Raw genomic sequence first — 24,768 nt, 5'->3', positions numbered from 1 at the left:
CATTAATCAGCTTAGGTTAATGTGATGTAAGTGGACATTTTTGCTAGGCAAATTGTCTTGCTGGGACAATCTGTCCGTAGTCGACTCTGTTATCTACTCCCTTTGTATTAATTTGTCGATCTGTATTGGTTTTTACCGTCACTGAGCTTGTAGCTTTTTTGGGCGGCGCCAGAATAGCCCGGATAATCCCAATCAGAAACGACAGAAGAGCCTTATGTCCCATATTCCGGTAAAACTCTCTGCCCTCGCACTGGCGCTGGGCTGTGCCATGCAGGCCAATGCGGCCTCTATTGAACGTGACCCTCTGGTCAATAACGCCATGGACGTGATAGTAGTGCACGGTGAGCGTGCCAACGCCACCGAAGTTGCCACCACCAACTGGAGCATTTCTGAAGAAGAAATCAAAGCTCTGGGGGCCCAGAGCCTGGATGAGGTGCTGAAGAATGTTCCCGGCGTTTACGTGCGTTACGGCGGTGAGGGCACTCCAAGGGTGGATATCCGTGGTTTCAAGACCCGCCATGTCACTCTGTTGATCAATGGTGTACCGGCCAATAGTGCCGATGATGGTCAGTTTGATCCCAGCGTGATCCCAACCAGCCAGATTGCCAGAGTTGAAGTCTCCGTTGGCCCAACCTCGGTTCTCTATGGTCCAGGCGGCGCCGGCGGTGTTATCAACATCATCACCAAGCGTGGCGACAGCGCTCCGGCGGTATCCGGCAACCTGGAATTGGCCAAGGATGACACCTTCAAGGGCGATATCAGTGCCGCCGGTTCGGGCGATAACTGGCAGGGACTCATCAGTGCAAGTTATCAGCACACAGATGGTTTCCCCATGTCTTCTGACTATCAAACCACTGAGTATCAGGATAAATATCAGCGCAACAATGCAGATAAAGAACTGTCCAATCTGTATGCCCAAGGCAGCTATTGGCTCAGCGATAATACTCAACTCATTGCCAATATGGCACTGCGTTCGGGTGAGTGGGGCAAGCCCCCAAGAGATGGCAGCGGCAGTGGCCGGGTGAAGTTTGAGCGGGTCGATGACTATGATTCACAGACTTTCCAGTTGGGCCTGGCACATAAGTTCAATGATACTTTCACTTTCCGTGGCTTTGGTTATCACAACCAGAGTGATACCTATGAAACCGTGTACGGCGACAATAGCTACGCCGAGCTGACTCAAGCTCAGGATGGCACCTCCAAAGTGCAGGGCGCAAATCTGCAGTTGATCACCGACTTCGACACTGCAGGTATCCTGACTACCTCAGTGATTGCTGAAAAACAGAGCTGGGAAGCGGTAGCTGAAAGCTTTGGCTCCTCGAAGAAGTCCGGCAGCAGCAAGATTGCAGCAGCCAAGGGCTCTGGCGGCGGTAATGGCTCAGGTGGTGGCAGCGGTTCCGGCGGCGGTAGTGGAACTGGTGGTGGCAGCGGTTCAGGCGGCGGTACTGGAACTGGTGGTGGCAGTGGTTCCGGCGGCGGTACTGGAACTGGTGGTGGTAGTGGTTCCGGCGGCGGCACTGGAACTGGTGGTGGCAGCGGTGAGTCTTTCGATGATTCGGCCTGGGTTTATACCGCCGCGGCCGAGTATCAGTTCCAGTCCGACGGTGATTGGGGCTTTACTCTGGGCGGCGCATACCACGACATGGACAAGACCGAAGGCAATGAGAATGATTACTCGGCGCTGGCCTCAGGTTTCTGGCAAGTGGCTGACGATACCCGTCTGAGCCTGAGTGCGGCTCGTAAGGTACGTTTCCCCTCCATGCGTAACCTTTATTCCCTGTCTTCCGGCAATCAGCAGCTGGAAACTGAAATCTCCAAGCATGTTGAGTTAGGGTTGGAGCAGGGGCTGGGTATGAATACCGAGCTGCAACTCTATCTCTATCACACAGATGCTGATGATTACATTGCCAAAGATGCCAGTGGTATGTATCAGAACATAGGCAACTATCGCTTCCAGGGTTTGGATACTGTGCTGTCCAACAAGAGTATAGATAATCTGGATTTGAGCTTGAGCTACAGTTATCTGCACGCTGAAGACAGAGACAGCAGCACAGGTTTTGATGGTCTGGACTATCGTCCCAAGCATCAACTGCGTTTCCAGTTGGGCTACAAGTTGCCGACCGAGACTCGTATCCACCTGAATGTGGAACGTATCATGGATCAGAACTACTACGATCAGGAGAAGATCGGCGGTCAGAAGGTATGGCAGGAGAAATCCTTGGATGATTACACCCTGGTGGACATCAATCTGGTACAACCTTTGCTTAAAGATAATCTAGAGCTCTATTTACGAGCCACCAACCTGTTGGACGAGAACTACTATCAGAGTGATTCTTTACCTCAGGCTGGTAGACAAGTCTTTGTTGGGATTAACTGGCAGATCTGATAATGCGCTTACTCGAACTCGAAGGGATCAATTTCAATCATGGTTGTTTGCAGCCTTTGATATTGAGGGATCTGGATCTGAAAATAGAATCCGGATCCTGCCACTGCATCAGTGGCCCCACGGGTTCGGGTAAGTCCAGTTTGCTGGCTTTGCTTGCCGGGCTGCAGCGGCGTCCCTGTGAAGGTGGTATTTTCCGTCGTCAAGGGTTGTTGGTGGGTCTGGTGATGCAAGATCCCCAAGTGCAAATATTGCGTCAAACAGTTGGTGCCGAGGTGGCCTTTGCCTTGGAAAACCTCGGTGTGCCCAGCGGCCAGATGATCTCCAGAGTTCAGCATGCATTGCGCCGGGTGGGGCTGTTTGTCTCGCTGGAAACTCAAGTCAGCAAGTTGTCTCTCGGACAGAAATATCGCTTGATGATTGCAGCCCAGTTGGTGAGTGAACCTGCGGTTTTGCTGTTGGATGAACCTTGGGCGCAACTGGATGATACCGGTGTCGATGAATTGCTGGCAGTGATCCGTAATCTTCGGGCTGAAGGTATGGCTGTGGTACTGGTGGAGCATAATCCCCAGGCTTTTGCCTCGGTTGTTGAACACTTTTGGTACCTGGACCAAGGGCGCCTGTTTCCCGGCAGTTACCGGGTCGAATCCGCCAACCATTTGAAACGCCTGGAGCCGGACCGAAGTCGGGAACTGGTCAGTGCCACTTCATTTGAATTTCGTTATCAGGGGCATTCGCCCCTGTTTGTGTGTCAGCAGGGCCTGTCTTTGGGCGCTGGAGAATTGGTCACTCTGACCGGTAACAATGGTTCGGGCAAGAGTAGCCTGCTGAAGGCGATAGCCGGTATTCAACCCGCGGTGGCGTCCATGCCGCTAAGGGTCTTTGGCCGTAAACCCAAGCCTGGTGCCTATGGCTCCATGTTGGGTTTGTTGATGCAGCGTCCCAACCGTCAGTTGTTTGAGGCCACAGTGATTGAGGAGATGCAGTTCAGCCTGCGCCGCTTCGACTTGCCGCTGTCTCGGGCAGAGAGCCTGCTTGAGCAGCTTGATTTGCTGCATCTGGCTCAAAGTTCCCCCCATACGCTTTCCTATGGACAGCAGCACTTGATTGCCCTGGCTTCTATCGCGTGCTTGACTCCCAGTTTGATGCTGCTGGACGACCCCTTGGCTGGGCTGGACGGCAAACATCTGGGGCAGCTTTGGCAGATACTCAACTATTTGCGTGAACAGGGAGGCAGCATAGTGATTGCCAGCCACAGACCCTTGCCAGATTTACCTTGTAGTCAGTTGTGGCAGTTGCAACAAGGCCAACTGGAAATCGAGTTTTCCCCAGAGGAGGTTACCTGTGTGGGTTAAAGGACAGCGCCATGGCCGCGCTTCTCCCAAGAGGCTGGATCTAGGTGTGTGGGGCAGTGCCACAGCTTTGATCTTGGTAGTGACTCTGTCATCGGCAGCCTTTCTCCTGCCTCAAACTCAGCTTCCCTGGCTGGCGGCTATCAACCTGATCTTGGTGGCTCATGGCATGCTGCAGCGTGGCGCCATAGGTGGGGTAATCCGCTTTGTTCTGTTGCAACTCGGTTTTACTTTGGGGCTGTATGCACTGATGCATGGCGGCGAGCAATTGGGACAAGGCACCTTGGCGGTGGCCCGCATTACTCTGGCTTTGCTGCCGGGATGGTGGCTGTCGGTTACCGTGCGTCCGGAGCGGATCGGTGAAGTGTTATGCCTGGTTATGCCGGCCAAATGGGCCTTTGTGGTGGCCGCTTCTATAGGTCTGCTGCCCTTTATGACTCAGGAGATCGCCGAGATCTATCAACTGCAGCGACTGCGGGGGGCGCGAATTGCTCCCAAACAACTGCTCAATCCCCGCAATTGGCCTGAACTGGCCTACTGTGTGTTATTTCCCCTCTTGATCCAACTGCTTAAGTTGGCCAAACAGATGGCGCTTGCCGCCAAGAGCCGCCACTTTGGTCACACTTCCAAGCCGACCCATTGGCAGGATACCCGGAGCGAACATGGCAACAAATAACATCAAAGGATTTCAATTGCAGGATGCGCTCTTCATCGGCTTTTGTGCCACTTTATTGGTGGCGGTCAAGAGCATGCTCAGATTGAAGCTCGGCTTGTCGGGACATTCTATGCTGCTGATGAGCTTCTTCTATCTCACCTGTTACGGCATCGTCGGACGCATGGGTGCCATGACAGCTTGCGGCGCCTTGGCCGGAGTGGTTGCCATGACCTTGGGGGTGGGCAAAGGCGGCCCGCTTATTTTGCTCAAATTTGTGGTTCCGGCTGTGTCCATGGACCTGGCGCTTCTGCTGCTGGCTAATGCGTTTAACTTGCGTTGGCGTTTCATCGCCCTGGCTTTGGTGGGCTGTATCGCCTGGGCCGCTAAAGGGTTGGTTGAGGATTTGCTGGTGGGTATGAGTGAGCAGGTGGCCTTGGTGCGTTTTGGTCTCAAGTGTTTACAAGGTGGCGTCTTTGCCATAGTCGGGGCGCTGCTGGTGCCCCCCGTTTTGAGACGCCTCAAGGCTCACGATCTTCTCCACAAAGATATTCAGACAGATTGATTAAGGTTTATTGATGAAAGATTGGCTGATTTGTATAGACGATACCGATGATATCGGCACCAAAGGCACCGGTGAGATAGCTTCTGAGATAGCTGAGTTGCTGACCCAACAAGGTGGGCAAACCTCTTTGGTGACCCGGCATCAGCTCTATGTGCATCCGGATATTCCCTACACTTCCCACAATAGTGCCATGTGCTTTGGTTATCGCGGTGAGCTTACCTTAGAGACGATACGTGAGTTGGCCATAGCTCATCTGCTCAGGGAATCTGCCAGCGCCGCCGACCCTGGGTTGGCGCTCTTGTCTCTGGCCGGTTTCAGCGGTCAGGAAGCGCTGATGGCTTTTGGTCGTGAGGCCAAGCAAGAGGTCAAGACCAAGGAGCAAGCTTACGGTTTGGCCAAACGCTTGGGTATCAGTCTCAGCGAGCATGGCGGCACAGGGCAGGGTGTTATCGGCGCCCTGGCGGGCCTTGGGCTAAGGCTCACAGGTAATGATGGCCGAGTGAAAGGCCAGCTGCAATTTGGCCAGACAGATGAAGCGGCGCCTTTTGGCGTTGCCGACATACTAAAGCGCTCTGAGCTCGATGGCGTATTGACCACAGATGGTGAGTGGTTGCAGGAAACCGACACAGTGTGGCTCAGCGGCAAGGTCAAAGCCGTTTGGGCCGAGCATAAGTTTGCCCTCCTGGTCAGCAAACGTGGCGCCGAGTGGCACAATGCCGGTAAACAGCAGCTGAAGGAGTTCTGAATGCAGCAATGGTTTGAACTCAAGCAGGGCAAACGCCTGTTTCTCGGTGGCAGCAGCAATCTACAGGCCGCCCGCGAGGTAGCCGGTCAGTGTGTTTGTTTTGCCGAAGATGATGAAGATGAACAGATAGATGATGTGACCCGCTCCTGTTACAACTGCCAGTATCGCCGCTGGTTGAGTGAAGGGTTTCAGTGTCTTGGCCCAATATCTGAGTGAGATTGGCATCATAAAGGCAAACTTTACCCCCTTGGGTGCATAGGCATTTCCGGATTTGGCTTCTAGAATACGGCAAAGCCGAGTGACATTTGTTGGAGAGTCGTTATTAAGCCCTGACAAACGTTTTTCGGATAAGGACAGAAGCATTTGCCGGAGTGAAAGAATGACTGATGTGGTTCCGACAGCAGCCCTGTTGAAGTTGCCCGTCACCCGATTGGGGATAGGCATGTATGTCTCGGCCATTGAGAACAATGGCCGGTTAGCTGTCGCCAATGCCGGCCAGATCAGAAGCCGCCAGGCGATCACTAAACTCAGCAACAGCGGCATTCGCTTTGTCTGGGTCGATGTTGAGCGTTCCAGCGATGGCTGCGGCCTGAAAAAGCAGCCTCCCGTTTGCAATAGCCATCCTCGTAAAACCTCGGTTAACCCTGAATTGGCAAGAGGTCAGGCCAAACAGCTACTGACAGAGGCCAAGGGCTTAGTGCGCAAAGTCCTCAGTGAAACCTTCGAAGGCAAGGCGATAGAGGTCGAGCCGTTCGCGGCATTGGCAGACAATATGATCGAGTCGGTGATGCTCGACTCGGATGCGATGAAATGCATATCGGCGTTGAGATCCAAAGATGCCTACTTACTGGAACATTCGGTCAATGTCGCCTTCCTGCTGATCACCTTCGGTAAATACCTCAAACTGGATCGTGAGATGCTCAGACAGCTGGCCATCGGCGGTATTCTCCATGATATCGGCAAGATTAAGGTGGATAACAAGATACTGCACAAGCCGGGCAAGCTGACGCCGGAAGAGTTTGAGCACATGAAGTTGCACCAGACCTATGCCATCGAGATCATGGAACAGGCCAAGGGCTTGCCTCAAGTGAGCAAGGATGTGTGTCTGATGCACCATGAAAAACTCGATGGCCGTGGTTACCCAAGGGGCCTGAAAGGGGATGAGTTGACGCTGCATGGGCGTATGAGCTGTATCGTAGATATTTATGATGCCCTTACTGCCACCCGCTGCTATAAAGAGGCGATGAGCCCGGCAGCCGCCTTTAAAATTCTGCTCAGTCTGACGCCCTTTCATCTGGATGAGAGCCTGGTGTACGAATTCATTCGCTGTATCGGTGTCTATCCGGTCGGTTCTTTGGTGCAACTGTCCGATGGCCGAGTGGGCATAGTCTGGGAATCCAAAGACAGAGATGTGTTGCACCCCATAGTCAAATGCTTCTATTCCTTGAAGTTTAAGCGATATACCGATGTAACCATGGTGGACTTGCTAAAGTCGGATCTCAATATAGACAGAGGTGTGTCGCCCAGCTCATTGGATGTCGACCCCAAGCCCTTCTATTGATCTGGAGGTAAACTGGGTAAACTGATGGGCCCGCCGAGTGGTGGGCCTTTTTGTTGAGTTTGTGGAGTGACCCCGATGCGTCGAATTTTACCTATCATGACCCTGTTATTGTCGCTGGCCTTGCTGATCCCCGGGGTGACTCAACCTATTTTGAGTGTCAGTGGCACAGTGGAAAAGGCCGAACTGACCGAAGCCGGGTTGGACATGATTGCCGAAGCCGTCAGTGATGACTCGGGGCGCGACAGTGCCAGGGGAATGCTGGCGATGATTAGCGGTATGCTGGGGCTGAACAACCTTCAAGGTGAAATGGAGGTGTTCAACAAGACCCGTAGTATCTGGGGCACAGTGACCGAGCTGCATCAACACGGCAATACCCTGGTGGCGGCGCTGGTGATGCTGTTTTCCGTGATAGTGCCGGCCTGCAAGCTGGGGCTGATGCTGCTGGCTCAGGCACCGCTGTCCAGTAAGGTGCGGCAGATCATCGACAGTATTACCGCGGCCATTGCCAAATGGTCCATGGCCGATGTATTTGTGGTGGCGCTTATCATCACCTATATGGCCGGCAACGCCTCGGCCGGCATGGGGGATTTGGTTCACACCCACGCCAGCCTGGAGTCGGGCTTCTGGTTTTTCCTCGGCTATTGCCTGTTGGCCATCGCCGGCCAGTATTGGCTTAAACCCCGTCAGTCCTGACCCAGCACGCCGTCTGTCGCTATCGGTACTATCCAATAGCGGCAGGGGTTGTGACGGCAGACCTCCGCCAGGGTTTGCAGTAGCGCCTGCTGTGACTCTTGCGGATGCATCACCTCGAACTTGTAGAATTCCCGATACCCTTCCACCTGCTCCTTGAGATTGAAGTGGCTGTGCTCGCGGCTGAAGCCACAGATATTGATCAGGCTGAAGCCGGAGAGGTAGTCCAGCGACATCAGGGTGTCGACCACATCGTCTTTTAGATTGTGCTGCACTATCAGCACCAAGAGTTGTTTCATTGGCGTTTCTCCAGGGTTTGATACAGCAGTGGCAACAGATAAAGGGTGGTGATAGTGGAGGTGATCAGCCCGCCTATGACCACGATTGCCAGCGGCCTTTGAATTTCGGCGCCGGGCCCGGTGGCAAAGGCCAGCGGGATCAGGCCGAACATGGCGGTGGTGGCCGTCATCAAAATCGGCCGCAGTCGGCGGGCGGCACCTTGTTCGACCCGCTCACTGAGGCTGGCAAACAGATGCCGCGACTGTTCATAGTAACTGACCATCACCACGCCGTTGAGCACGGCTACCCCCAGCAGGGCGATAAAGCCCACTGAGGCCGGCACCGACAGGTATTCGCCCGAGATAAACAGGCTGAAGATACCGCCCATCATGGCAAAGGGGACGTTGGCCAGGATCAGCAAGGCTTTGGAGATATTGCCGAAGGTGGTGAACAGGATCAGGTTGATCAGCATCAGCGCCACGGGCACCACCAACAGCAGGTTACGGGTCGCCCGTTGCTGGTTCTCGAATTCGCCGCCGAAATTCAGGCTGTAACCGCTGGGCAGAGACAGCTCAGCGGCCAGCTTGCCCTGTAGTTCTTCGACAAAGCCGACGATATCGCGGCCGCTGACATTGGTGGTGACCACGGCAAAACGGTTGCCCTGCTCGCGTTCAATCAGTATCGGCCCTTCGCGATAGCTTATTTGCGCCAGTTCACCAAGGGGCCTGAGGCTGGCATCCGGCATTACCAATAGCCTTTGCTCCAGTTGCGGCAGGCTGTTGATACCATCTGCTGCCTGGGCGATCAGCACGGGAGTTCGCTTCTTGCCCTGGATTATCTCGGTTATGGCCAGGCCTTCCAGTTGGCTCTTGAGATATCGGCCAAACTCATCGGCACTCATGTTGTAACTGCGGGCCAAACCCTCCTTGAGGCGGAGGTTGATAAAGGGGCTGCCTTCGGTCATGGCGGTTTTGACATCCTGGCTGCCGCGAGTGGCGCTGGTCAGGTGTGCCGTCTCGCTGGCCAATCTTGAAAGTGTCTCAAGATCTTCACCGAAAATTTTAATCGCCACATCGCCTATGCTGCCGGTAAGCATCTCGGAGACCCGCATCTGGATAGGTTGGGTGAAGTTGAAATTGATCCCCGGAAACTTGAGCACTTCGGTGCGTATGGCATCGATAAGCTCCTCTTTGCTGGCAAAGCGCCACTCCTCCACGGGTTTAAGTTCCATGAAGACATCGGTTTCATTCAGCCCCATGGGATCCAGCCCCAGTTCATCGGCGCCGGTGCGGGCCACCAACTGGCGTATCTCGGGGACAGTGGCCAGCAGGTGCTGCTCTATCTGAGTATCCAGTGCCAGCGAGGCCTGCAGCGAAATCGATGGGGACTTTTCCAACTGCAGAATAATGTCACCCTCATCCAGGGTCGGCATAAAGGTTTTTCCCACCTGAGTAAACAGCCCCAGGCTCAGTACCAGTGCCACCAGTGCCGTGGCGCAAAAAGCCTTACCGTGCTGTAACACCCACTGCAGACTGAGCAGGTAGCGCACCTTGAGCCAGCCAATGGCCTTGGGTTCGTTGGCCGCTTTTTCATTGACCAGATAGGAGGCCAGCACGGGGATCACTGTCAGCGACAGTGCCAGTGCCGACAGCATGGCAAACACTATGGTGATAGCCACTGGGGTGAACAGTTTGCCTTCGAGGCCGCTGAGAGTCAGTAGCGGTGAGAAGACTATGATCACTATCAGGGTGCCGGATACTACAGGCACGGCCACATCTTTGGTGGCGCGGTAGATGAGGTGCAGCCTGGGCAGGCGTTTGCCGCCGGCAATCTGGTTGACCATGTTCTCCACCACCACCACGGAGGAGTCCACCAACATGCCGATGGCGATCACCAAGCCGCCGAGGCTCATCAGGTTGGCCGACAGATTGAAGTAGCGCATCAGCATAAAGGTGGCCAGCGCCGCCAGCGGCAGCGACAGTGATACTACCAATGCCGCCCGCAAGTTGCCGAGAAACAGCGCCAGCAACAGAATAACCAACACCACGGCCTCAAACAGGGCATCTGAAATGGTGCCTATGGCAGTGTCTATCAGGTTGGCCCTGTCGTAGAACACATTCAGCTGGCTGCCGGGAGGCAGGGTCTTTTCTATTTGGGCCAGCTTTTCCCGTACCAGTTTAATGACCTGATCGGTATTGGCATCCTTGAGGCCGACGATCAAGGCCTCTGTGGTTTCTTCACCATTACGGGTCACGGCGCCGTAGCGGCTGAGATGACCTATTTCGACTTTTGCAAGGTCTTGCAGGCGATAGCTGCCGCCCTGATTGGTGGCAATCACCAGTTGTTGCAGGGCCTCCAGCGAGTCGATGCGCCCTTCGGTGCGAACCGTCAGGTTATCTGTCCCTAGCGTGATGCGTCCGGCACCCGTGTTGCTGTTGTTGCTCTCGATACGGGCTATCAGTTCTTCCTGGCTGATACCGGCCTGAGCCAGAGCGACGGGATCCGGGGTGATCTGCAGTGTCTTGGCAAAACCGCCGAGAATGTTGACATCGGCGACTCCGGGCACGGTACGCAGCAGCGGCCTGACTTCCCATTCCAGCAACTGACGGCGTTCCAGCAGCGACAGCGAGGGATTCTCCAGCGAGAACATAAAGATTTCACTGAGCGGGGTGCTCATGGGGGCAACGCCGCCTTCCAGATCGGCGGGCAGCTTGTCCCATACCGCCGCCAAGCGTTCACTCACCTGTTGTCTGGCCCAGTAAATATCTGTGCCTTCGTTGAAGTCCAGGGTGATGTCGGTAATTGCATACTTGCTGGTGGAACGCAGTATCGCCTGCTTGGGGATCCCCAGTAGCTCAGTCTCAACCGGTACTGTCACCTGGGCCTCTATCTCTTCGGCTGTCATGCCGGGAGCCTTGAGGATGATTTTCACCTGGGTCGGCGAGATATCCGGGAAGGCGTCCAGCGGTAGCCCCAGCCAGGAATAGGCGCCGGCACCACAGAGCAGCAGCGCTGTTATCAGGGTAAACAGTCTTTGAGTCAGGGAGAAACGGATAATGGCACTGAGCATGCTATTCGCCCCCCAAACCCAGGAGTATGCCTTTGACGGCCGCCACTGAGTCGCTCAACACCTCGGCACCGACCAGAGTCTCATTGGGTGCCAGGAAGTAGCTGTCGGCGCTGGCGCCTAGCACTTGTACGTCGATTGGCCGCAGCTTGTTTTGGCTGTGACTCAGCACCTGGCTGCCAGTGCCCCAGGAATAGAGACTCTGCTTGGGCACCACCAAGGCATTGATGGCCTGCAGCGGAATAACCTGCAACTGCTGCCCGGGTTGCAGGCCGCAGCTTGGGGGAACGGCCTGGCTCCAGGCATCGACAAAGCCCTGTTTGGCCAGCTGGTCCTTGCGGCTAATCTGCAGTTGGCACTCTCCGGCCATCACGGCATTGACACTGTCTTTCTGGGCCAGGGGTAAACGCAGCTTAAGCCTGAGTTCGTCGGCGGGCAGTATCCCCAGCAGTGGGGCGCCGCTCATCAGCGGTTCACTGCTATCGCCGTATTGCAGCAGTCCGGCCATGGGCGCGTGCAATATCAGAGTCTCGGGATTGTCCCCCGGTTTAAGCAATTCACTGAAATGCTGCAGGTGTTCATATTGCAACAAGGTGTCGAAATACTGCCGGCTTATCTGCGACCAGGTTTCGGCACCTATGGCACCGTTGGCTCGCAGCTTTTGGTTGCGATCATAGCGTTGCTTGGCGAGCTTGAATGCCGCTTCGGCGGCGGCAAATTGCAGCTGAAAGTGGGCAATTTCGGCGCCCTTAAGTTGTACCAGTGCTTGGCCTTCATCGACCCATTCTCCTTCGGCCACCAACCAGCGTCGCTGTTGGATGGTTTCCGGGGCCGTGAGATAGAAGCTGCTGCCGGGCTGAGCCGCCAATATTGCCGGTACAGGGGCGGCCTCTATCTGTTGCACTTGGTTCACTGAGGTGAAGCTGAGTGTCAGCTTACCTAGGTCAGCAACCGAAATTTCCTGCGCCCACAGCGGGGAGAAGAACAGTGTCGACACCAGTGTGCCAACCAGGGTTTTAGGGGTCATAGGGTAACTCCGAGCGCTTGCAGTTGTTGGGAATGCAGCTGGGCTTGTGCCAGATGGTTGAGCGACAGCCTGGCTTGGGTATCCAGGGCCTCAAGATGGCGCCGCAGCCAGGACTCATACTGGGCTGGGCCTTGTTCGGCCGTGGTCAGCAGGGTTTCGCTGAGCTGTTTGCTCAGCTGCACGGCTTGTTCCAGCCCTTGCTGTTCTTGTTGTAGCTGGGCTTGACGACGTTTGAGTTGTTGTAACTGCAGTTGGCTCTGCAGTAGCTGCTGTTGTTGCTGTTGCTCCAGTTGCAGCCTTTGTTGCTGCAGTTCGCCAAGCTGTTGTTGGCTCAGGCCGTTGCCAACAGGTAAGGGGATTTCCAGTGCCAGACCCAGAGACTGTTCATCCTGTCCCAGAGTTGCAGTGTTTTTGGCCGTGACAGACATCAGCCAAGGAGTGTCATCTCCTTCGAGTTGGGCGTTTGTGGTGAGCTGCTGACGTTGCTGCTGCAGCGCCAGCAATTGCCACATGGGATGCCCGGCACCGGCATCATCCGGCAGTGGGGTGTCACTTTCATCCAGTGACGGCAGCTGTTGCAGCCCGGTCAGGCGCTTGAGTGCCTCATTGGCTTCTTGTTGTTGTTGCTCCAGTGGGAGTTTAGTGAGCGACAACTCCAGCAATTCACGTTTTAACAGCAGTACCGAAGTTGCCGGCATTTCACCACTTTGGCTCAGGGCCTGTTGCCGTTGCAGCAGTTGCTGCAGTACCTGTTGCTTGTGGCGTAGTTGCGCCAGCTCCTGCTTGGCTTGTGCCTGTTGCCACCAATACTGACGCAACAGACCTGAGAGATAGAGGCGCTGCAGCTGGCTTTGCAAGGCCAGCATGCGTTCGTTAATGGGCTTGAGCTTGGCATTCTGGCGCTGCATGGCCGGCGACTGAAAAGGCAGGTTGAGCGAGAGCTCCTGCTCATAGCTGTTGTGGCTTTCCAGGCTGCCCAGGTGGCTCAAACTGATGCTTGGCAAGCCTGTCAGCCAGTCCGAGCTGTGATATATTGGAGTCAGTTGTGCCGAAGAGGTGTGCAGCCTGTTTTGACTCAGGGACAAAAGGGCATCTCTGTCTGTTTCCGGGGCCGCTCTCAGCTGAAACACCATTAACAGTAGGCTACAACCCAGGTAGAGGGGGCGGATTTTCATGGGAGTGTCTCTTGGGGAAATACCAGCCGCCAGCCTGGCATTGATTTGGTTGGTTGTCTTTGGCAACCTGTATCATATTTGGGCTTATGGGACATATGTACCATAAGTTAACTACATGTTTTTGAAGATTATTAATCGGGAGTTGCGTCAATGAAGGATCTGGTGATGATAGGGCTGCTCAGCGTGATCATGACGCTGAACTTGCTGGATGTGTTGTCAGATATGCAACTTGGCGTGCCGACTTATCACATAGTGCAGGAGAGTATTTTGGTGGCGCTTTCCGCCTGTGGCGCCCTGTATATCAGTTTTGATCTGCTCCGCCGCAGCCGCGAGATGCAGCTACTCAAGTCAAAGTTAGCCAATGCCGATGCCAGGATCTGCAATATCTCCAGCCGAATGCAAGCTGCTCGCCAGGAATACACCCAGGCGGTACAGCAACAATTTGAACTCTGGTCGCTGACCCGCAGTGAGCAGGAAGTGGCTTTATTACTGTTGAAAGGCTTGAGTTTCAAAGAGATTGCCAGTGTTCGCAGCACCAAGGAGAAGACGGTGCGGCAGCAGGCATCGGCAATTTACGCCAAGGCGGATGTTGATGGCCGCCATACCTTCTGTGCCTGGTTTATGGAAGACTTTATTCAACCCGTTGCTAGCGCCGATACTTCACAGGCGGCCTAAGACGCGGGTGGCATCTGTCGTTTTGAAAGCGACTTGACACGCGTTTCTTGAAGCCAATCCTGCGGCGGCTGAGTGGGTAGGATTAGGCATTTGCTCCGGCAATTTTCCTCCTTGCTACTAGGCTGTCGCCTTCATAGAGAGTGGTTTTCCTGCCAGTTAATGCATATAAAAAGGTATAAAAAATTTTTTCTTAGTGCTTTGGGTTCTTTATTATCGAGAATCGATATTGGCACCCAGGCTCCACAGACACCAATAATAGCGGCATTATTTAACTGTGGAGGTGGCGGTGAAGCCTGGCTATATCTTGCTGTTTCTCTTACTGGTGGTACTGGCATCGACCCAGACCCAAGGCTTGTTGCGGGCTTTGATTGAACTCAGCGCCTTCGTAGGCTTTTGTTACCTGTTTTCAACCCTGCCAGAGAATATAGCCAAGAGACGAGCTGCCGATAAACAGCCAGAGGATCACCCCGAGAAGTAAGGGCTTACTACCACTCTGTTTTAATTTCCTGAGGGTGATACCGCAGCCAATCAGGAACAAACACACCACCAGGGTACGCTTCGCCAGTTCAAATAGCTCCTGATAGATAAATTGACCCTGAGGCAACACACTGGTGATGGCGATAGCCAGGCAGTAAAACAGAATAAACCCGGGAATATTGAGTTTCCCCTTGCCACCAAACAACAAGGCGCTGATTGCCGCCAGAGGCACTATCCACAAGGCGCGTGCCAGTTTGATAGTGGTAGCTGTCTTAAGAGCTTCTTCACCGTAGGCAGACGCGGCGCCCACCACGGACGAGGTGTCATGAATGGCGATGGCGCTCCAAACCCCGAAGTCATGTTGGCTCAACTGCAGCAGATGACCTATCACGGGAAAAACAAACAGGGCAACCGAGTTGAGTACAAAGACGCAGGCCAGTGCAATGGCGGTTTGTTCGTTGCGGGCATTGATAGCCGGTGCCACCGCGGCGATGGCGCTGCCACCACAGATGGCCGTGCCACTGGCAATCAAGTGACCGACTCGTCTATCCAATCCCAAAACCCGAGTCAACGCCGTGCCCGCCAGCAGAGTCAGCAATATTGATCCCAGGATTAACGGTAAGTTGCCCACAGAGGCGTCGATCGCCTGTTGCAGCGGAATGCCAAAACCCAGACCGACAATGGAGATGGCCAGCAGTTTTTTGGTTAGTTTCCCAAGATCCCAGTCCGATGGCAGCCAGCCGAGATTAGCCAGCACAAATCCCACCAAAAGTGCCAGAGGTGAGGAGATGGCGGGGTGTAGGCAGGCGATGGCAAGCAGGCAAAACAGCCACTTTTTCTGCAGTTGGCTCATGGGCAAGAGATAGCAAGATTCCGGGGACGTTAGTATAAGTGAGGCAAAATGCTAGGAAAACTAAAATTAACTTAATGTTCAGCGTAAGTTTTGCTGAATCTCTGGCTAAGGCAACAGGATCAGGGAAGCCAGTTCCCCGATCCTGAGTCGATGTCACTTCTGGCAGAAGTTTGCTGTGTCTAATAAGGCCAAGTGTCTATGACGCTTTTGCGATTAGACTCGTGAAGACAACTGATATTCATGGCCATCTTTGGTGGTAAAGCGTTTGCAACTCTTGTTGCTGCGTGGCTGACCGCCATCATTGTGCAACAGGCTAATCCACTCACGCTTGAGTCTGTTGTCCTGGCAGCGACCATCGATGAGACAGCGTTCCAGCTGAATGTCTTCAATGGCGGCGCAGTCACGACTGCCGATACAGCCTTGGCGGTCAAAACTCAGCTCCAGGTGACAGTCGCGATCATCCTTGAGCAATATGGCTTCGGGCTCGCTGCGGTGGCCGCTCAGGGCGACAAACTGTTGTGGCTGTTTGAGGCCACATTGGCTGCCATCGGCAAAGCAGGCCAAGAGATGCTGATAGTAAACCACATAACAAACCACCTCGGCATGTGAGCCGTTTGCCAGTGGGAACAGCCGGTCAAGCAGTTGCTTGGCATTGGCCATCTTGTCGGCGATATGGCGTTCACCGAGTGCTTCCACGGCAAAGACGGCTTCGGCGATGAAAGGGTTGTGCTCTTGATTGATTTTTTGCTGCATAGTGGAGATGTTCATCGTCTCGCCCTCGTGTTTGCTTTCCTTGACCTGATGGCACTGTCGCCTCATGGCCGGACAATTCCTGTGAATTGCTTAATTTGTAGGCTAGCGTTTTTTTGATTACAATTTCACAATAAAAATTTTACAGTGTGAATTTTACAAAATGCGCCAAGACCAAAGCCTGATCCGTAAGTCACATTTTCTGGGAACTAAAATAAGAAACCTCAGAAAACGCAATCACTTAACTATGGAAGATTTGTCGGCACGCTGTGTCAGGGTCGATCCTGAGTCGGCACCGTCCGTGTCATACCTGTCGATGATCGAAAGGGGCAAGCGTGTTCCCAGCGCTGGTATGCTGGCGGTCATAGCCGCAGTTTTTCAGAAAGAAGTGAGTTGGTTTCTGGACGATGCGCCGGAGGAGCAGGCTATCACCCCGGACAAAGGACGACGCGGCGGGGTGAGTGGTATGCCGCTGGAGCCAGGTTTCCTGTTCTCCAATGATATTTTGCAGATAGCTATTCCCGAGATGCTGTCACAAACGGGGATCAGCGGCCGCCAGTTTGCCCACCTGTTGATCCGCGCCCATCAGGAACACCATCAAAACCATTTCCCCGATCTGGAACGGGCCGCCGAAGAGGTGGGTAAGAAGCGTCTGCCCTTGTCGGTAGAAGAGATGCTGGATCTCGCCGCGGCGCAGGGACTGAAGATCCAATGGTTCGCCCGGCCGGCAAAACAGCTGACGGATGCCCAGGGGTTATGTACCGGAGAGTTGGTGACTTCCTACATGGAGCCGCCGGGAACGCTATTTCTCAACGAGATCCTCAAGTCTCAACCAACCAGGCTCAAGTACGACCTGGCAGTGCATATAGGTCACTGTGTGCTGCATAACCGTGATGGGCTGAGTAATGTGTTGACCGTGGGCCGCAGTGGCTTCAGTGAAACCGATCCCCAGATCCAGAGTTCTTCTCTTAATGCCCAGGATATACTCCAGGCCTGGCGTGGCTTTGAGGCCAGTTTCTTTGCCGGAGCCTTGCTCTGCCCCAAGGTGGCATTCAGGCAGTTGCTGGACAGATACGGCTACGAGATAGATGCTCACCGATTGGCGGGGGTTTCTCCTTCGGTAGCGATGCGGCGTATGACCGGGGTTTCACCTTACCCTCACTGGCACTACTTCGACGCCTATGCTCCGGGCAAGCTAAAAGCTGTGTATCGCGGTAACGGTATACCTCTGCCTTGGGGCAATATGCGGGCGGTGGCCGATCCTTGTCAGCACTGGGCGGTATTTCGGATGATCACCGAACCCAAGGAAGGCAGTTCGGCGCAGATTTCCATCCTGGATGTGGAGCAACAACCCAGGATCTATTGCTGTGAATCGGTTAAGGTCAAAGACTTGGCCGGCAACCACCATGTGCTCTGTGCTGGAATAGATCTCAATCCTGCCATTGAGGCTCAAGGGGAAGATGCCTTGTCATTGGCGCAGGATCTTAAGCAGGCTTGTGTCGAGCAGGGCGGAGAAGGTGCCATTCCCAGAAAGATAAAACAGCAACTGCTGACAGTGGCACGGATACTCAATATCAATTGGGTCGAGCGCGGTATTGCCGGTGATGCCAGATTGATCTGCTCCAGAGGTGCGGTTTGCCCGAGACGGCCAACCTGTTATGGCGAGCAGCCTGAGGTGAGCTTTCCCTGGCCCAAACAATAACCTTGGAACGCTAGCACAACCTTGGGTTGGTAAATACAGACAATAGATAACTTATATTCACCTATTGTCTGTTTTGAGTGGCGCAGTTATTACTGGGTTTTAGTTCACTCCAATATGGCCATTACAAAGCCAATAGTGAGTAAAATAGCCATAATAAGCCTAAGGCTGCTTTGTTGTTTTTGATAACGAATAATCACAGGATCCTGGCTGTTGGCCAGAGTGCCAGATTCCAGCGATTGTTTGACTCTTATCGCTATGTTTGATGATTTTTTTTCATCTGTTTGAGCCAGTTCAGGATACTGAATCCGTATATATTTCAGTAGCTGCTGCCAACGCCAAAGCTGCAAAACAAAGAAGAGTCCTGCCAGAATAAACATCAGCCAGGCGATATGTGACAGCGCCCATTCTATCTGTGGTTCCATGAATACTCTTTTATTAGCCGAAAGATAGTTGCGGCTATGTTATACCAATCAGAAGTAAGATTCAGAAGTTGTATGTGTACTCAAGGCTTTGCGGGAATGAGGTTCAGTATTCCCAACGGCAGTGACAAGGCTGCCGTTGGGGAACCTGAGGTTAAACCTTGAAGCGGGCGACTAAGGTATCCAACCTGTGGGCCAGATTATTGAGTGCGTCACTGGCCGCCGCAGCCGCTTCGGCGGTCTCGGCAGTGCGCTGGGTTATCTCATTGATCTCACTGACGTTACGATTAATATCTTCCACGACTGTGGATTGCTCCTCAGTGGCTGCCGCCACTTGAATATTCATATCGCTTATCTGGGCAATTTGTCCCGAGATACCGCTGAGTGCCTGGCTGGCCTCATCGACGGCCTGAACGCCTTCATGGGAGCGATTGCGACTCAGCTCCATGGCACTGACGGCTCGGGCGGCTTCGGCCTGCAGCTTATCTATCATCACCTGCACTTCATCGGTTGAGGTGGCGGTGCGGGAAGCCAAGTTGCGAACTTCATCGGCCACAACCGCAAAGCCACGGCCGGCCTCACCGGCTCGAGCCGCCTCAATGGCGGCATTTAATGCCAGCAGGTTAGTTTGCTCCGAGATGGCACGGATCACATCCAGAATGCCGCCGATGGACTTGGTGTGGGTCGCCAGCGACTCGATCACCTCGCCGACCTGAGCCACATCCTGTGACAATTGGTTAATGGTATTGCGGGCACGGGTCACCACCTGTTGGCCAGTGGCCGATTCGCTGTCGGCATCTTTGGCTGTTACCGCCGCCTGGGCCGCATTGGCGGCAATTTCATTAACGGTTGCCCCCATTTCGTTGATGGCGGTTACCACCATCATGGTGCGGTCTTTCTGATCCTGGCTGTCGCTCATGGTCTGCTGGGCCTGCGCCGAGACTTCCTTGGCGGATAGCCCCAACTGTTCGCTGGTGGCGGCCACTTCGACCACAGAGTCTTGGATCTTGGAGATAAAGCTGTTGAAGCCCTTGGCCAGTTGGGCGATTTCATCTTCACCCTCGACCGGCAGACGTTGGCGCAAGTCGCCTTCGCCTTCGCCTATGTCGCGGAACATTTCCGCCACCTTGCTGATGGGACGGCTAACAGAGCCGGCCACTATCACAGCCAGGAAGATAAAAGCGGCGGCAATCAATACTGTCCATAATAGAATTTGATAGGCCGCCTCTTGCAACAGGGCAAAGATCTCCCCTTGAGGAACCTGGGCTACCAGATACCAATCCATTGACGGAATATAGCTGCTGGCAACCAGCATATCGATACCATCGACTTTGGTTTCAAGCAACTGGAAGTCGCTTTTATCAAGCAGCTTGCTAAGATTGCCTGGGTAGAGATCCTGCAGGCTGCGCTTGCCTGTCAGGTTCTTGTCCGGATGCAGTTGGATCTTGCCCTGATTGTCGGTGAGGAACACATAGCCGCTTTGCTCTATCTTGAAGGAGTTGAGCAGGCGCACCATATCGTCGAGTGACTTGGCCAGCCCCACCAGGCCGCGACCGTTGGGCTGTTGATAGTTAATGAAGAGTTTGACCTCGCCGTTGGCTTCGGTAAACACATTCAACATGCGTTCCTGGCGACTGTCTCTGTAGTTGAAAAACCAGCCATCCTGCTGTTGGTTGAGGATCCGCAGAAAGCCGTCCTGGGTGTAATAGGCCGCTGTTTCCCGATCGGCATAGGAGGCTTGTGCCAAGTGATACTGACGAGTCATATCCTTGAGCTGAGAAATGACCAAAGGGACTTCGGCTTCCGGGCGTCCCTGTTCCAACCAGTGTCTGAGCATTTGACTGTGGGCCAGTTGTTCGGCGCCATTCATCAGCGTGCTGATTTCCAGATCCAACTTATTGCGGATCTGCAGCATTAAGCTTGGCAGTTCGGAACCGAGCATACGTTGTTCAACGACCTCACGGGCACTGCGCTGACTGAGAACACCGACTAAAATCGTCGACATCAGTACCGCCAGCGTCACTGTCAGTAGAATCTTTTGTTTAATGGTGAGTTTGAGTTTCATAGCGACCGCCTATCCATATCCTTATAGTGTGGACAACAGCATTAACTGATTTAACGTTAATTACACTTGAGCATAGTAATTAACGCATTGGCAGGGACTTCCCCGTAAGTCTTTGTAGAGTATAGGCAGGCCAGCTGTTTTATGGGGCTGGATCTTATTGTAGAACCGCGATTATGACTAAAAAACTCTCGTGCATCAATAGGTGCTAATATTGCTTTTGCGTAAATAAAAAACGCGTCTTAAAAGACGCGTTTTTGTGGTTTACAGTCATCAATTACATATTGGGATAGTTAGGGCCACCACCACCTTCGGGTGTCACCCAGGTGATGTTCTGGCTGGGGTCCTTGATGTCACAGGTCTTGCAGTGAATGCAGTTCTGGCTGTTGATCACAAACTTGGGTTGTCCCTCGTCTTCAACAACCTCATAGACCCCCGCAGGGCAATAGCGTTGCGCCGGTTCATCGTATTTCACCAGGTTGACCGCAATAGGAATAGTGGCGTCTTTCAAACGCAGATGGCAGGGCTGGTCTTCTTCGTGGAAGGTATTGGATAGATACACGGAAGAGAGCTTATCAAAGCTAAGCTTGCCATCCGGCTTGGGGTAATCAATCTTGCTGTAGGCGCTGGCCTCACTCATCTGGGCATAGTCGGGATGCTCATCCCTCAGGGTCACAGGGAACTTGCCGCCAAACCAGTTTTGATCGATATAGTTAAAGGCCCCCCCCAGGAAGGTGCCGAATTTGTGCATGGCCGGGCCGAAGTTACGCGAGCGGTAAAGTTCATCAAAGAGCCAGCTCTGTTCCAGCCGCTCCTGGAAGCAGTCGAGATCTTTTCCGCCTTCAACCCCGGCGATAAGGCCTTCGGCCAGAGTCTCGGCCGCCAGCATACCGCTCTTGATGGCGGTGTGGGTGCCCTTGATCTTGGCAAAGTTGAGTGTCCCGGCATCACAACCTATTACCAGACCGCCGGGGAAGCTCATCTTGGGCAGAGAGTTTAGACCCCCCTTGGTAATGGCCCGGGCACCATAGCTCAAACGCTCGCCGCCGCTTAAGGTCTTGGCGATGACAGGGTGGGTTTTGTAACGCTGAAATTCATCGAAAGGGCTCAGATGCGGGTTCTTGTAGTTGAGGTCGATGATCAGTCCCACGGCAACCTGGTTGTCTTCCATATGGTAAAGGAAACCGCCACCGCTGGCGCCTTCCAACAGCGGCCAGCCGCCACTGTGAACCACTTTACCCTGTTGGTGTTGTTCGGCCGGGATCTTCCAAATCTCTTTGAAGCCTATGCCATAGTGTTGTGGTGTTTTACCGTTATCCAGGTGGAATTTTTCTATCAGCTGCTTGCCCAGATGGCCACGGCAGCCTTCGGCAAACACTGTATATTTGGCGTGTAGTTCCATGCCCGGCATATAGCTGTCTTTGGGCTGGCCATCGGCGCCTATGCCCATGTCGCCGATCAGTATTCCCTTGACGCTGCCATCTTCATGGAACAACAGCTCGCTGGCGGCGAAACCGGGGAATATCTCTACTCCCAGGCCTTCGGCTTGCTCGGCCATCCAGCGGCAGAGATTACCGACGCTGATAATATAGTTGCCATGGTTGTGCATGGTCTTGGGTACCAGGCTGTTGGGCAGATGTTTGCCATCTTCCGCCGACTTGAGCAGATAGATTTCATCTTCTGTAACCTGGGTATGCAGGGGCGCTCCCAGCTCTTTCCAGTCACCGAAGAGTTCTTCCAATACGCTGGGTTCAAAGACGGCGCCGGAGAGAATATGCGCGCCAACTTCAGAGCCTTTTTCGACCACACAGACACTGATCTCTTTGCCGCTGTCTTTGGAGATCTGCATCAAACGGCAAGCCGCAGCCAGTCCGGCTGGGCCTGCACCAACGATAACAACATCGAATTCCATTGATTCGCGTTCCATCATGTCACCTCTATCCTTCAAAGTCCCCCGATGTAAACGGGTGTTTTATTTTTATCCAGCTCCAACCTTACCTGAAAATCTATTCAGGGCACAGTATTTGATCGGAAAGCCGCGGTTAGTTTTGATGAAATTTCTGAGTGAAGCTTGTCACAAAAAGTCCACGCAGATTTGAACCAGATCGGGAAATACATTTTTAGGGGTATGGTTCACCCCCCTTTTCGTCCTATAATTGGCGCAGACGGTTCTCCGAGCTTTTGGTCCTACGTCAGTGAAGATATGGTCCTTTAGCCGTGGCAATTTTGCCACCGGGGTGAGCAAAGAAATGCCCTCACCTCCCTGACTTGGAAAGGTGATCATGTCCCAGTTACAAGACAATTTTGGTCGAAGATTTCACTATTTGCGGATGTCAGTTACTGACGTCTGTAACTTCAAATGCAGTTACTGCCTGCCGGATGGTTATCGCCCGGAGGGCAAGCCCTCTTTTCTGACGCTCAGCGAGATTGAGAATCTGGTTGCCGCCTTCGCCAAAGTAGGTACCCGCAAGGTACGGATCACAGGTGGCGAGCCTACGCTGCGCAAAGATTTTACCGATATCATCCGCGCAGTTGCCGACAACAGCGAAATTCACACTATCGCCACTACCACCAATGGTTATAGGCTCGAGAAGCACGCCAAAGAGTGGTATGACGCCGGGCTGAGGCGGATCAACGTGTCTGTGGACAGCCTGGACCCCAGGATGTTTTATCAGATCACCGGCGAGAACAAGTTCGATGAGGTCATGCGCGGTATAGATGCGGCGCTGGAAGCCGGCTTTGAGCGGGTCAAGATCAACGCTGTGCTGCTCAAGGATCTCAACGATAAGGACCTGCCGCGTTTCCTGCATTGGATCAAACATACCCCCATAGATCTGCGTTTCATCGAGCTGATGGAAACCGGTTTGGGTCACGACTACTTCAAGGCGCATCACCTGGCCGGAGCCGATATCAAGGCCAGACTCGAGGCCGAAGGTTGGCAGTATGATCAGCCCGCGGCCGAAGATGGTCCGGCGCAAAACTTCAGCCATCCTGATTATCGTGGCCGTATCGGGCTCATCATGCCTTATGCCAAAAACTTCTGCGCCAGCTGTAATAGGTTGCGGGTTTCTGCCAAGGGTAAGTTGCACCTGTGTCTGTTCACCGAACATGGTGTCGATCTTCGGGATCTGCTTCAGAGTCCTGAACAGCAGGATGAGTTGATTGCCCGTTTGCATCAGCAGTTGCAGCAGAAGAAAGAGACTCACTATCTGCATCAAGGCATTACCGGTGTGACCCAACACCTGGCCTCTATCGGCGGTTGAGGGTGGCGCTCGTCTGGGCGCCAGATACTTATCATCGCCATCTCGGTAGCATTCAGCAGCAGGAACTGACATGGGACATTGCATTCATACCCATTTTGAGCCCTTGAATATCGCCATTCTTACCCTTTCAGACAGTCGGGATCTGCAGACAGATACCTCAGGGCGTTTTCTGGTACAGGCACTGCAGGAGGCTGGGCATAACCTGGTCGAGCGTAAGCTCTGCCCGGATGATAAATACCAGATGCGCGCCATCGTCAGTCAATGGATAGCCGCGGCCAATGTTCAGGTGATTATCACCACAGGCGGCACCGGCTTTAGCGGCAGAGACAACACCCCTGAGGCGCTGCGGCCGCTGTTTGACGCTGAAATAGAAGGCTTTGGTGAACTCTTTCGCCACATCACTTACACTGAGCTGGGCACTTCTACCGTGCAGTCGCGGGCACTGGCCGGTATCGCCAATCAAACGGCGCTGTTTTGTCTGCCCGGTTCCACCGGCGCATGTCGTACGGCCTGGAACAAGATCCTCAAAGAGCAGCTGGATGCCCGGCACCGGCCTTGTAACTTCGTATCCCATTTGAAAAAGGTTGCTATAGATGACTAATGCCTTTACCCATATCAATGCCGACGGCAACGCCCATATGGTGGATGTGACCGAAAAGTCGATCACCGAGCGCGAAGCCCGTGCCGAGGCCTATATTGAGATGTCTGCCGAGACGCTGCAGATGATCATGAGTGGCAGCCACCACAAGGGCGATGTGTTCGCCACCGCCAGAATCGCCGGCATTATGGCCGCGAAGAAAACTTCAGAGCTGATCCCTCTTTGTCACCCCTTGATGCTGACCAAGGTCGAGGTGGATCTGCAGGCTGAGCCGGAGCAAAACCGGGTCAGGATCACCAGCCTGTGTAAGCTGGCTGGTAAAACCGGGGTTGAAATGGAAGCCCTGACGGCGGCCTCGGTTGCGGCGCTGACTATTTACGATATGTGTAAAGCGGTGCAGAAAGATATGGTGATTACCCAGGTAAGACTGCTGGAGAAACGCGGCGGTAAATCCGGTCATTTTAAGGTGTAAC

General features: G+C 53.8%; 22 protein-coding genes and 1 riboswitch. Of the genes, 13 read left to right on the top strand and 9 right to left on the bottom strand.

Features of this window, described 5'->3' with window-relative positions:
- Positions 1-214: 214 nt before the first annotated feature.
- From CX651_RS10060 to CX651_RS10025, 8 genes are all read left to right on the top strand, one after another.
- Positions 215-2,386 carry a TonB-dependent receptor plug domain-containing protein gene (locus CX651_RS10060; RefSeq protein WP_101055885.1) on the top strand — a complete coding sequence of 724 codons (2,172 nt, stop codon included), beginning with the start codon at positions 215-217 and terminating at the stop codon, positions 2,384-2,386.
- A gap of 2 nt (positions 2,387-2,388) precedes the next feature.
- Positions 2,389-3,738 (top strand): ATP-binding cassette domain-containing protein, encoded by a 1,350-nt coding sequence (locus tag CX651_RS10055; protein ID WP_101055884.1) that lies wholly within the window; start codon positions 2,389-2,391, stop codon positions 3,736-3,738.
- Entirely contained in the window at positions 3,728-4,411 is a 684-nt protein-coding gene (locus tag CX651_RS10050; RefSeq protein ID WP_101055883.1) for an energy-coupling factor transporter transmembrane component T, read from the top strand. Before CX651_RS10055 ends, CX651_RS10050 begins: the two co-directional genes overlap by 11 nt.
- A complete protein-coding gene (locus tag CX651_RS10045; protein WP_101055882.1) occupies positions 4,398-4,952 on the top strand; it encodes a core component of ECF transporter in 555 nt (184 codons plus the stop codon). The genes CX651_RS10050 and CX651_RS10045 overlap by 14 nt, the downstream gene beginning before the upstream one ends.
- 13 nt (positions 4,953-4,965) lie before the next feature.
- Positions 4,966-5,697, top strand: coding sequence for a DNA-binding protein (locus tag CX651_RS10040; RefSeq protein WP_101055881.1), 732 nt, complete (start codon positions 4,966-4,968; stop codon positions 5,695-5,697).
- Positions 5,698-5,913, top strand: a complete 216-nt coding sequence (locus tag CX651_RS10035; RefSeq protein WP_025009171.1) for a hypothetical protein — start codon at positions 5,698-5,700, stop codon at positions 5,911-5,913.
- A 163-nt stretch (positions 5,914-6,076) separates the two neighbouring features.
- Entirely contained in the window at positions 6,077-7,258 is a 1,182-nt protein-coding gene (locus CX651_RS10030) for an HD-GYP domain-containing protein (protein WP_101055880.1), read from the top strand.
- Positions 7,259-7,333: 75 nt separating this feature from the next.
- Complete coding sequence (locus CX651_RS10025) at positions 7,334-7,951, top strand: paraquat-inducible protein A (RefSeq protein ID WP_101055879.1); 618 nt, start codon at positions 7,334-7,336, stop codon at positions 7,949-7,951.
- On the opposite strand, the gene CX651_RS10020 is transcribed toward CX651_RS10025, so the two are convergent.
- Genes CX651_RS10020 through CX651_RS10005 form a run of 4 tightly spaced genes read right to left on the bottom strand, consistent with a single transcriptional unit; the run spans position 7,942 to position 13,496 of the window.
- Positions 7,942-8,247: a DUF3240 family protein gene (locus CX651_RS10020; RefSeq protein ID WP_025009174.1), complete on the bottom strand. Its 306-nt coding sequence runs from the start codon at positions 8,245-8,247 to the stop codon at positions 7,942-7,944. The genes CX651_RS10025 and CX651_RS10020 overlap by 10 nt on opposite strands.
- Positions 8,244-11,297, bottom strand: a complete 3,054-nt coding sequence (locus CX651_RS10015) for an efflux RND transporter permease subunit (protein ID WP_101055878.1) — start codon at positions 11,295-11,297, stop codon at positions 8,244-8,246. The genes CX651_RS10020 and CX651_RS10015 overlap by 4 nt, the downstream gene beginning before the upstream one ends.
- A gap of 1 nt (position 11,298) precedes the next feature.
- On the bottom strand, positions 11,299-12,321 hold the full coding sequence (locus CX651_RS10010) for an efflux RND transporter periplasmic adaptor subunit (protein WP_101055877.1): 1,023 nt from the start codon (positions 12,319-12,321) through the stop codon (positions 11,299-11,301).
- Positions 12,318-13,496, bottom strand: a complete 1,179-nt coding sequence (locus CX651_RS10005) for a TolC family protein (RefSeq protein WP_101055876.1) — start codon at positions 13,494-13,496, stop codon at positions 12,318-12,320. Before CX651_RS10005 ends, CX651_RS10010 begins: the two co-directional genes overlap by 4 nt.
- Before the next feature lie 150 nt (positions 13,497-13,646).
- Between CX651_RS10005 and CX651_RS10000 the strand changes: the two genes are divergently transcribed.
- On the top strand, positions 13,647-14,171 hold the full coding sequence (locus tag CX651_RS10000; RefSeq protein ID WP_101055875.1) for a helix-turn-helix transcriptional regulator: 525 nt from the start codon (positions 13,647-13,649) through the stop codon (positions 14,169-14,171).
- A 406-nt stretch (positions 14,172-14,577) separates the two neighbouring features.
- Here CX651_RS10000 and CX651_RS09990 read toward each other — a convergent pair whose 3' ends face one another.
- Together CX651_RS09990 and CX651_RS09985 are read right to left on the bottom strand one after the other, a co-directional pair.
- Complete coding sequence (locus CX651_RS09990; RefSeq protein ID WP_101055873.1) at positions 14,578-15,501, bottom strand: YeiH family protein; 924 nt, start codon at positions 15,499-15,501, stop codon at positions 14,578-14,580.
- A gap of 213 nt (positions 15,502-15,714) precedes the next feature.
- Positions 15,715-16,320: an aldolase/citrate lyase/malate synthase family protein gene (locus CX651_RS09985; RefSeq protein ID WP_224867743.1), complete on the bottom strand. Its 606-nt coding sequence runs from the start codon at positions 16,318-16,320 to the stop codon at positions 15,715-15,717.
- 94 nt (positions 16,321-16,414) lie between these two features.
- Here CX651_RS09985 and CX651_RS09980 point away from each other — a divergent pair, with 94 nt between their 5' ends.
- Positions 16,415-17,953 carry a DUF3612 domain-containing protein gene (locus CX651_RS09980; RefSeq protein ID WP_101055871.1) on the top strand — a complete coding sequence of 513 codons (1,539 nt, stop codon included), beginning with the start codon at positions 16,415-16,417 and terminating at the stop codon, positions 17,951-17,953.
- A gap of 104 nt (positions 17,954-18,057) precedes the next feature.
- Here CX651_RS09980 and CX651_RS09975 read toward each other — a convergent pair whose 3' ends face one another.
- From CX651_RS09975 to CX651_RS09965, 3 genes are all read right to left on the bottom strand, one after another.
- Entirely contained in the window at positions 18,058-18,375 is a 318-nt protein-coding gene (locus CX651_RS09975; RefSeq protein WP_101055870.1) for a hypothetical protein, read from the bottom strand.
- A gap of 151 nt (positions 18,376-18,526) precedes the next feature.
- Complete coding sequence (locus CX651_RS09970) at positions 18,527-20,437, bottom strand: methyl-accepting chemotaxis protein (protein ID WP_101055869.1); 1,911 nt, start codon at positions 20,435-20,437, stop codon at positions 18,527-18,529.
- Between the two features lie 274 nt (positions 20,438-20,711).
- Positions 20,712-22,361: an electron transfer flavoprotein-ubiquinone oxidoreductase gene (locus CX651_RS09965; protein ID WP_101055894.1), complete on the bottom strand. Its 1,650-nt coding sequence runs from the start codon at positions 22,359-22,361 to the stop codon at positions 20,712-20,714.
- A 232-nt stretch (positions 22,362-22,593) separates the two neighbouring features.
- Positions 22,594-22,729, top strand: a riboswitch (molybdenum cofactor riboswitch).
- Here CX651_RS09965 and moaA point away from each other — a divergent pair.
- From moaA to moaC, 3 genes are all read left to right on the top strand, one after another.
- Positions 22,717-23,697, top strand: a complete 981-nt coding sequence (gene moaA, locus CX651_RS09960) for a GTP 3',8-cyclase MoaA (protein ID WP_028780719.1) — start codon at positions 22,717-22,719, stop codon at positions 23,695-23,697. (Overlaps the previous riboswitch by 13 nt.)
- A 70-nt stretch (positions 23,698-23,767) precedes the next feature.
- Positions 23,768-24,298, top strand: a complete 531-nt coding sequence (gene moaB / locus CX651_RS09955; RefSeq protein WP_100143302.1) for a molybdenum cofactor biosynthesis protein B — start codon at positions 23,768-23,770, stop codon at positions 24,296-24,298.
- Positions 24,291-24,767: a cyclic pyranopterin monophosphate synthase MoaC gene (gene moaC / locus CX651_RS09950; RefSeq protein ID WP_025889198.1), complete on the top strand. Its 477-nt coding sequence runs from the start codon at positions 24,291-24,293 to the stop codon at positions 24,765-24,767. The genes moaB and moaC overlap by 8 nt, the downstream gene beginning before the upstream one ends.
- Position 24,768 lies beyond the last annotated feature (1 nt).

Origin of the sequence: Shewanella chilikensis, assembly GCF_002836945.1 — a bacterium.
Lineage (GTDB): Bacteria > Pseudomonadota > Gammaproteobacteria > Enterobacterales > Shewanellaceae > Shewanella > Shewanella chilikensis.
This window is presented reverse-complemented; position numbering and strand designations above follow the sequence as displayed.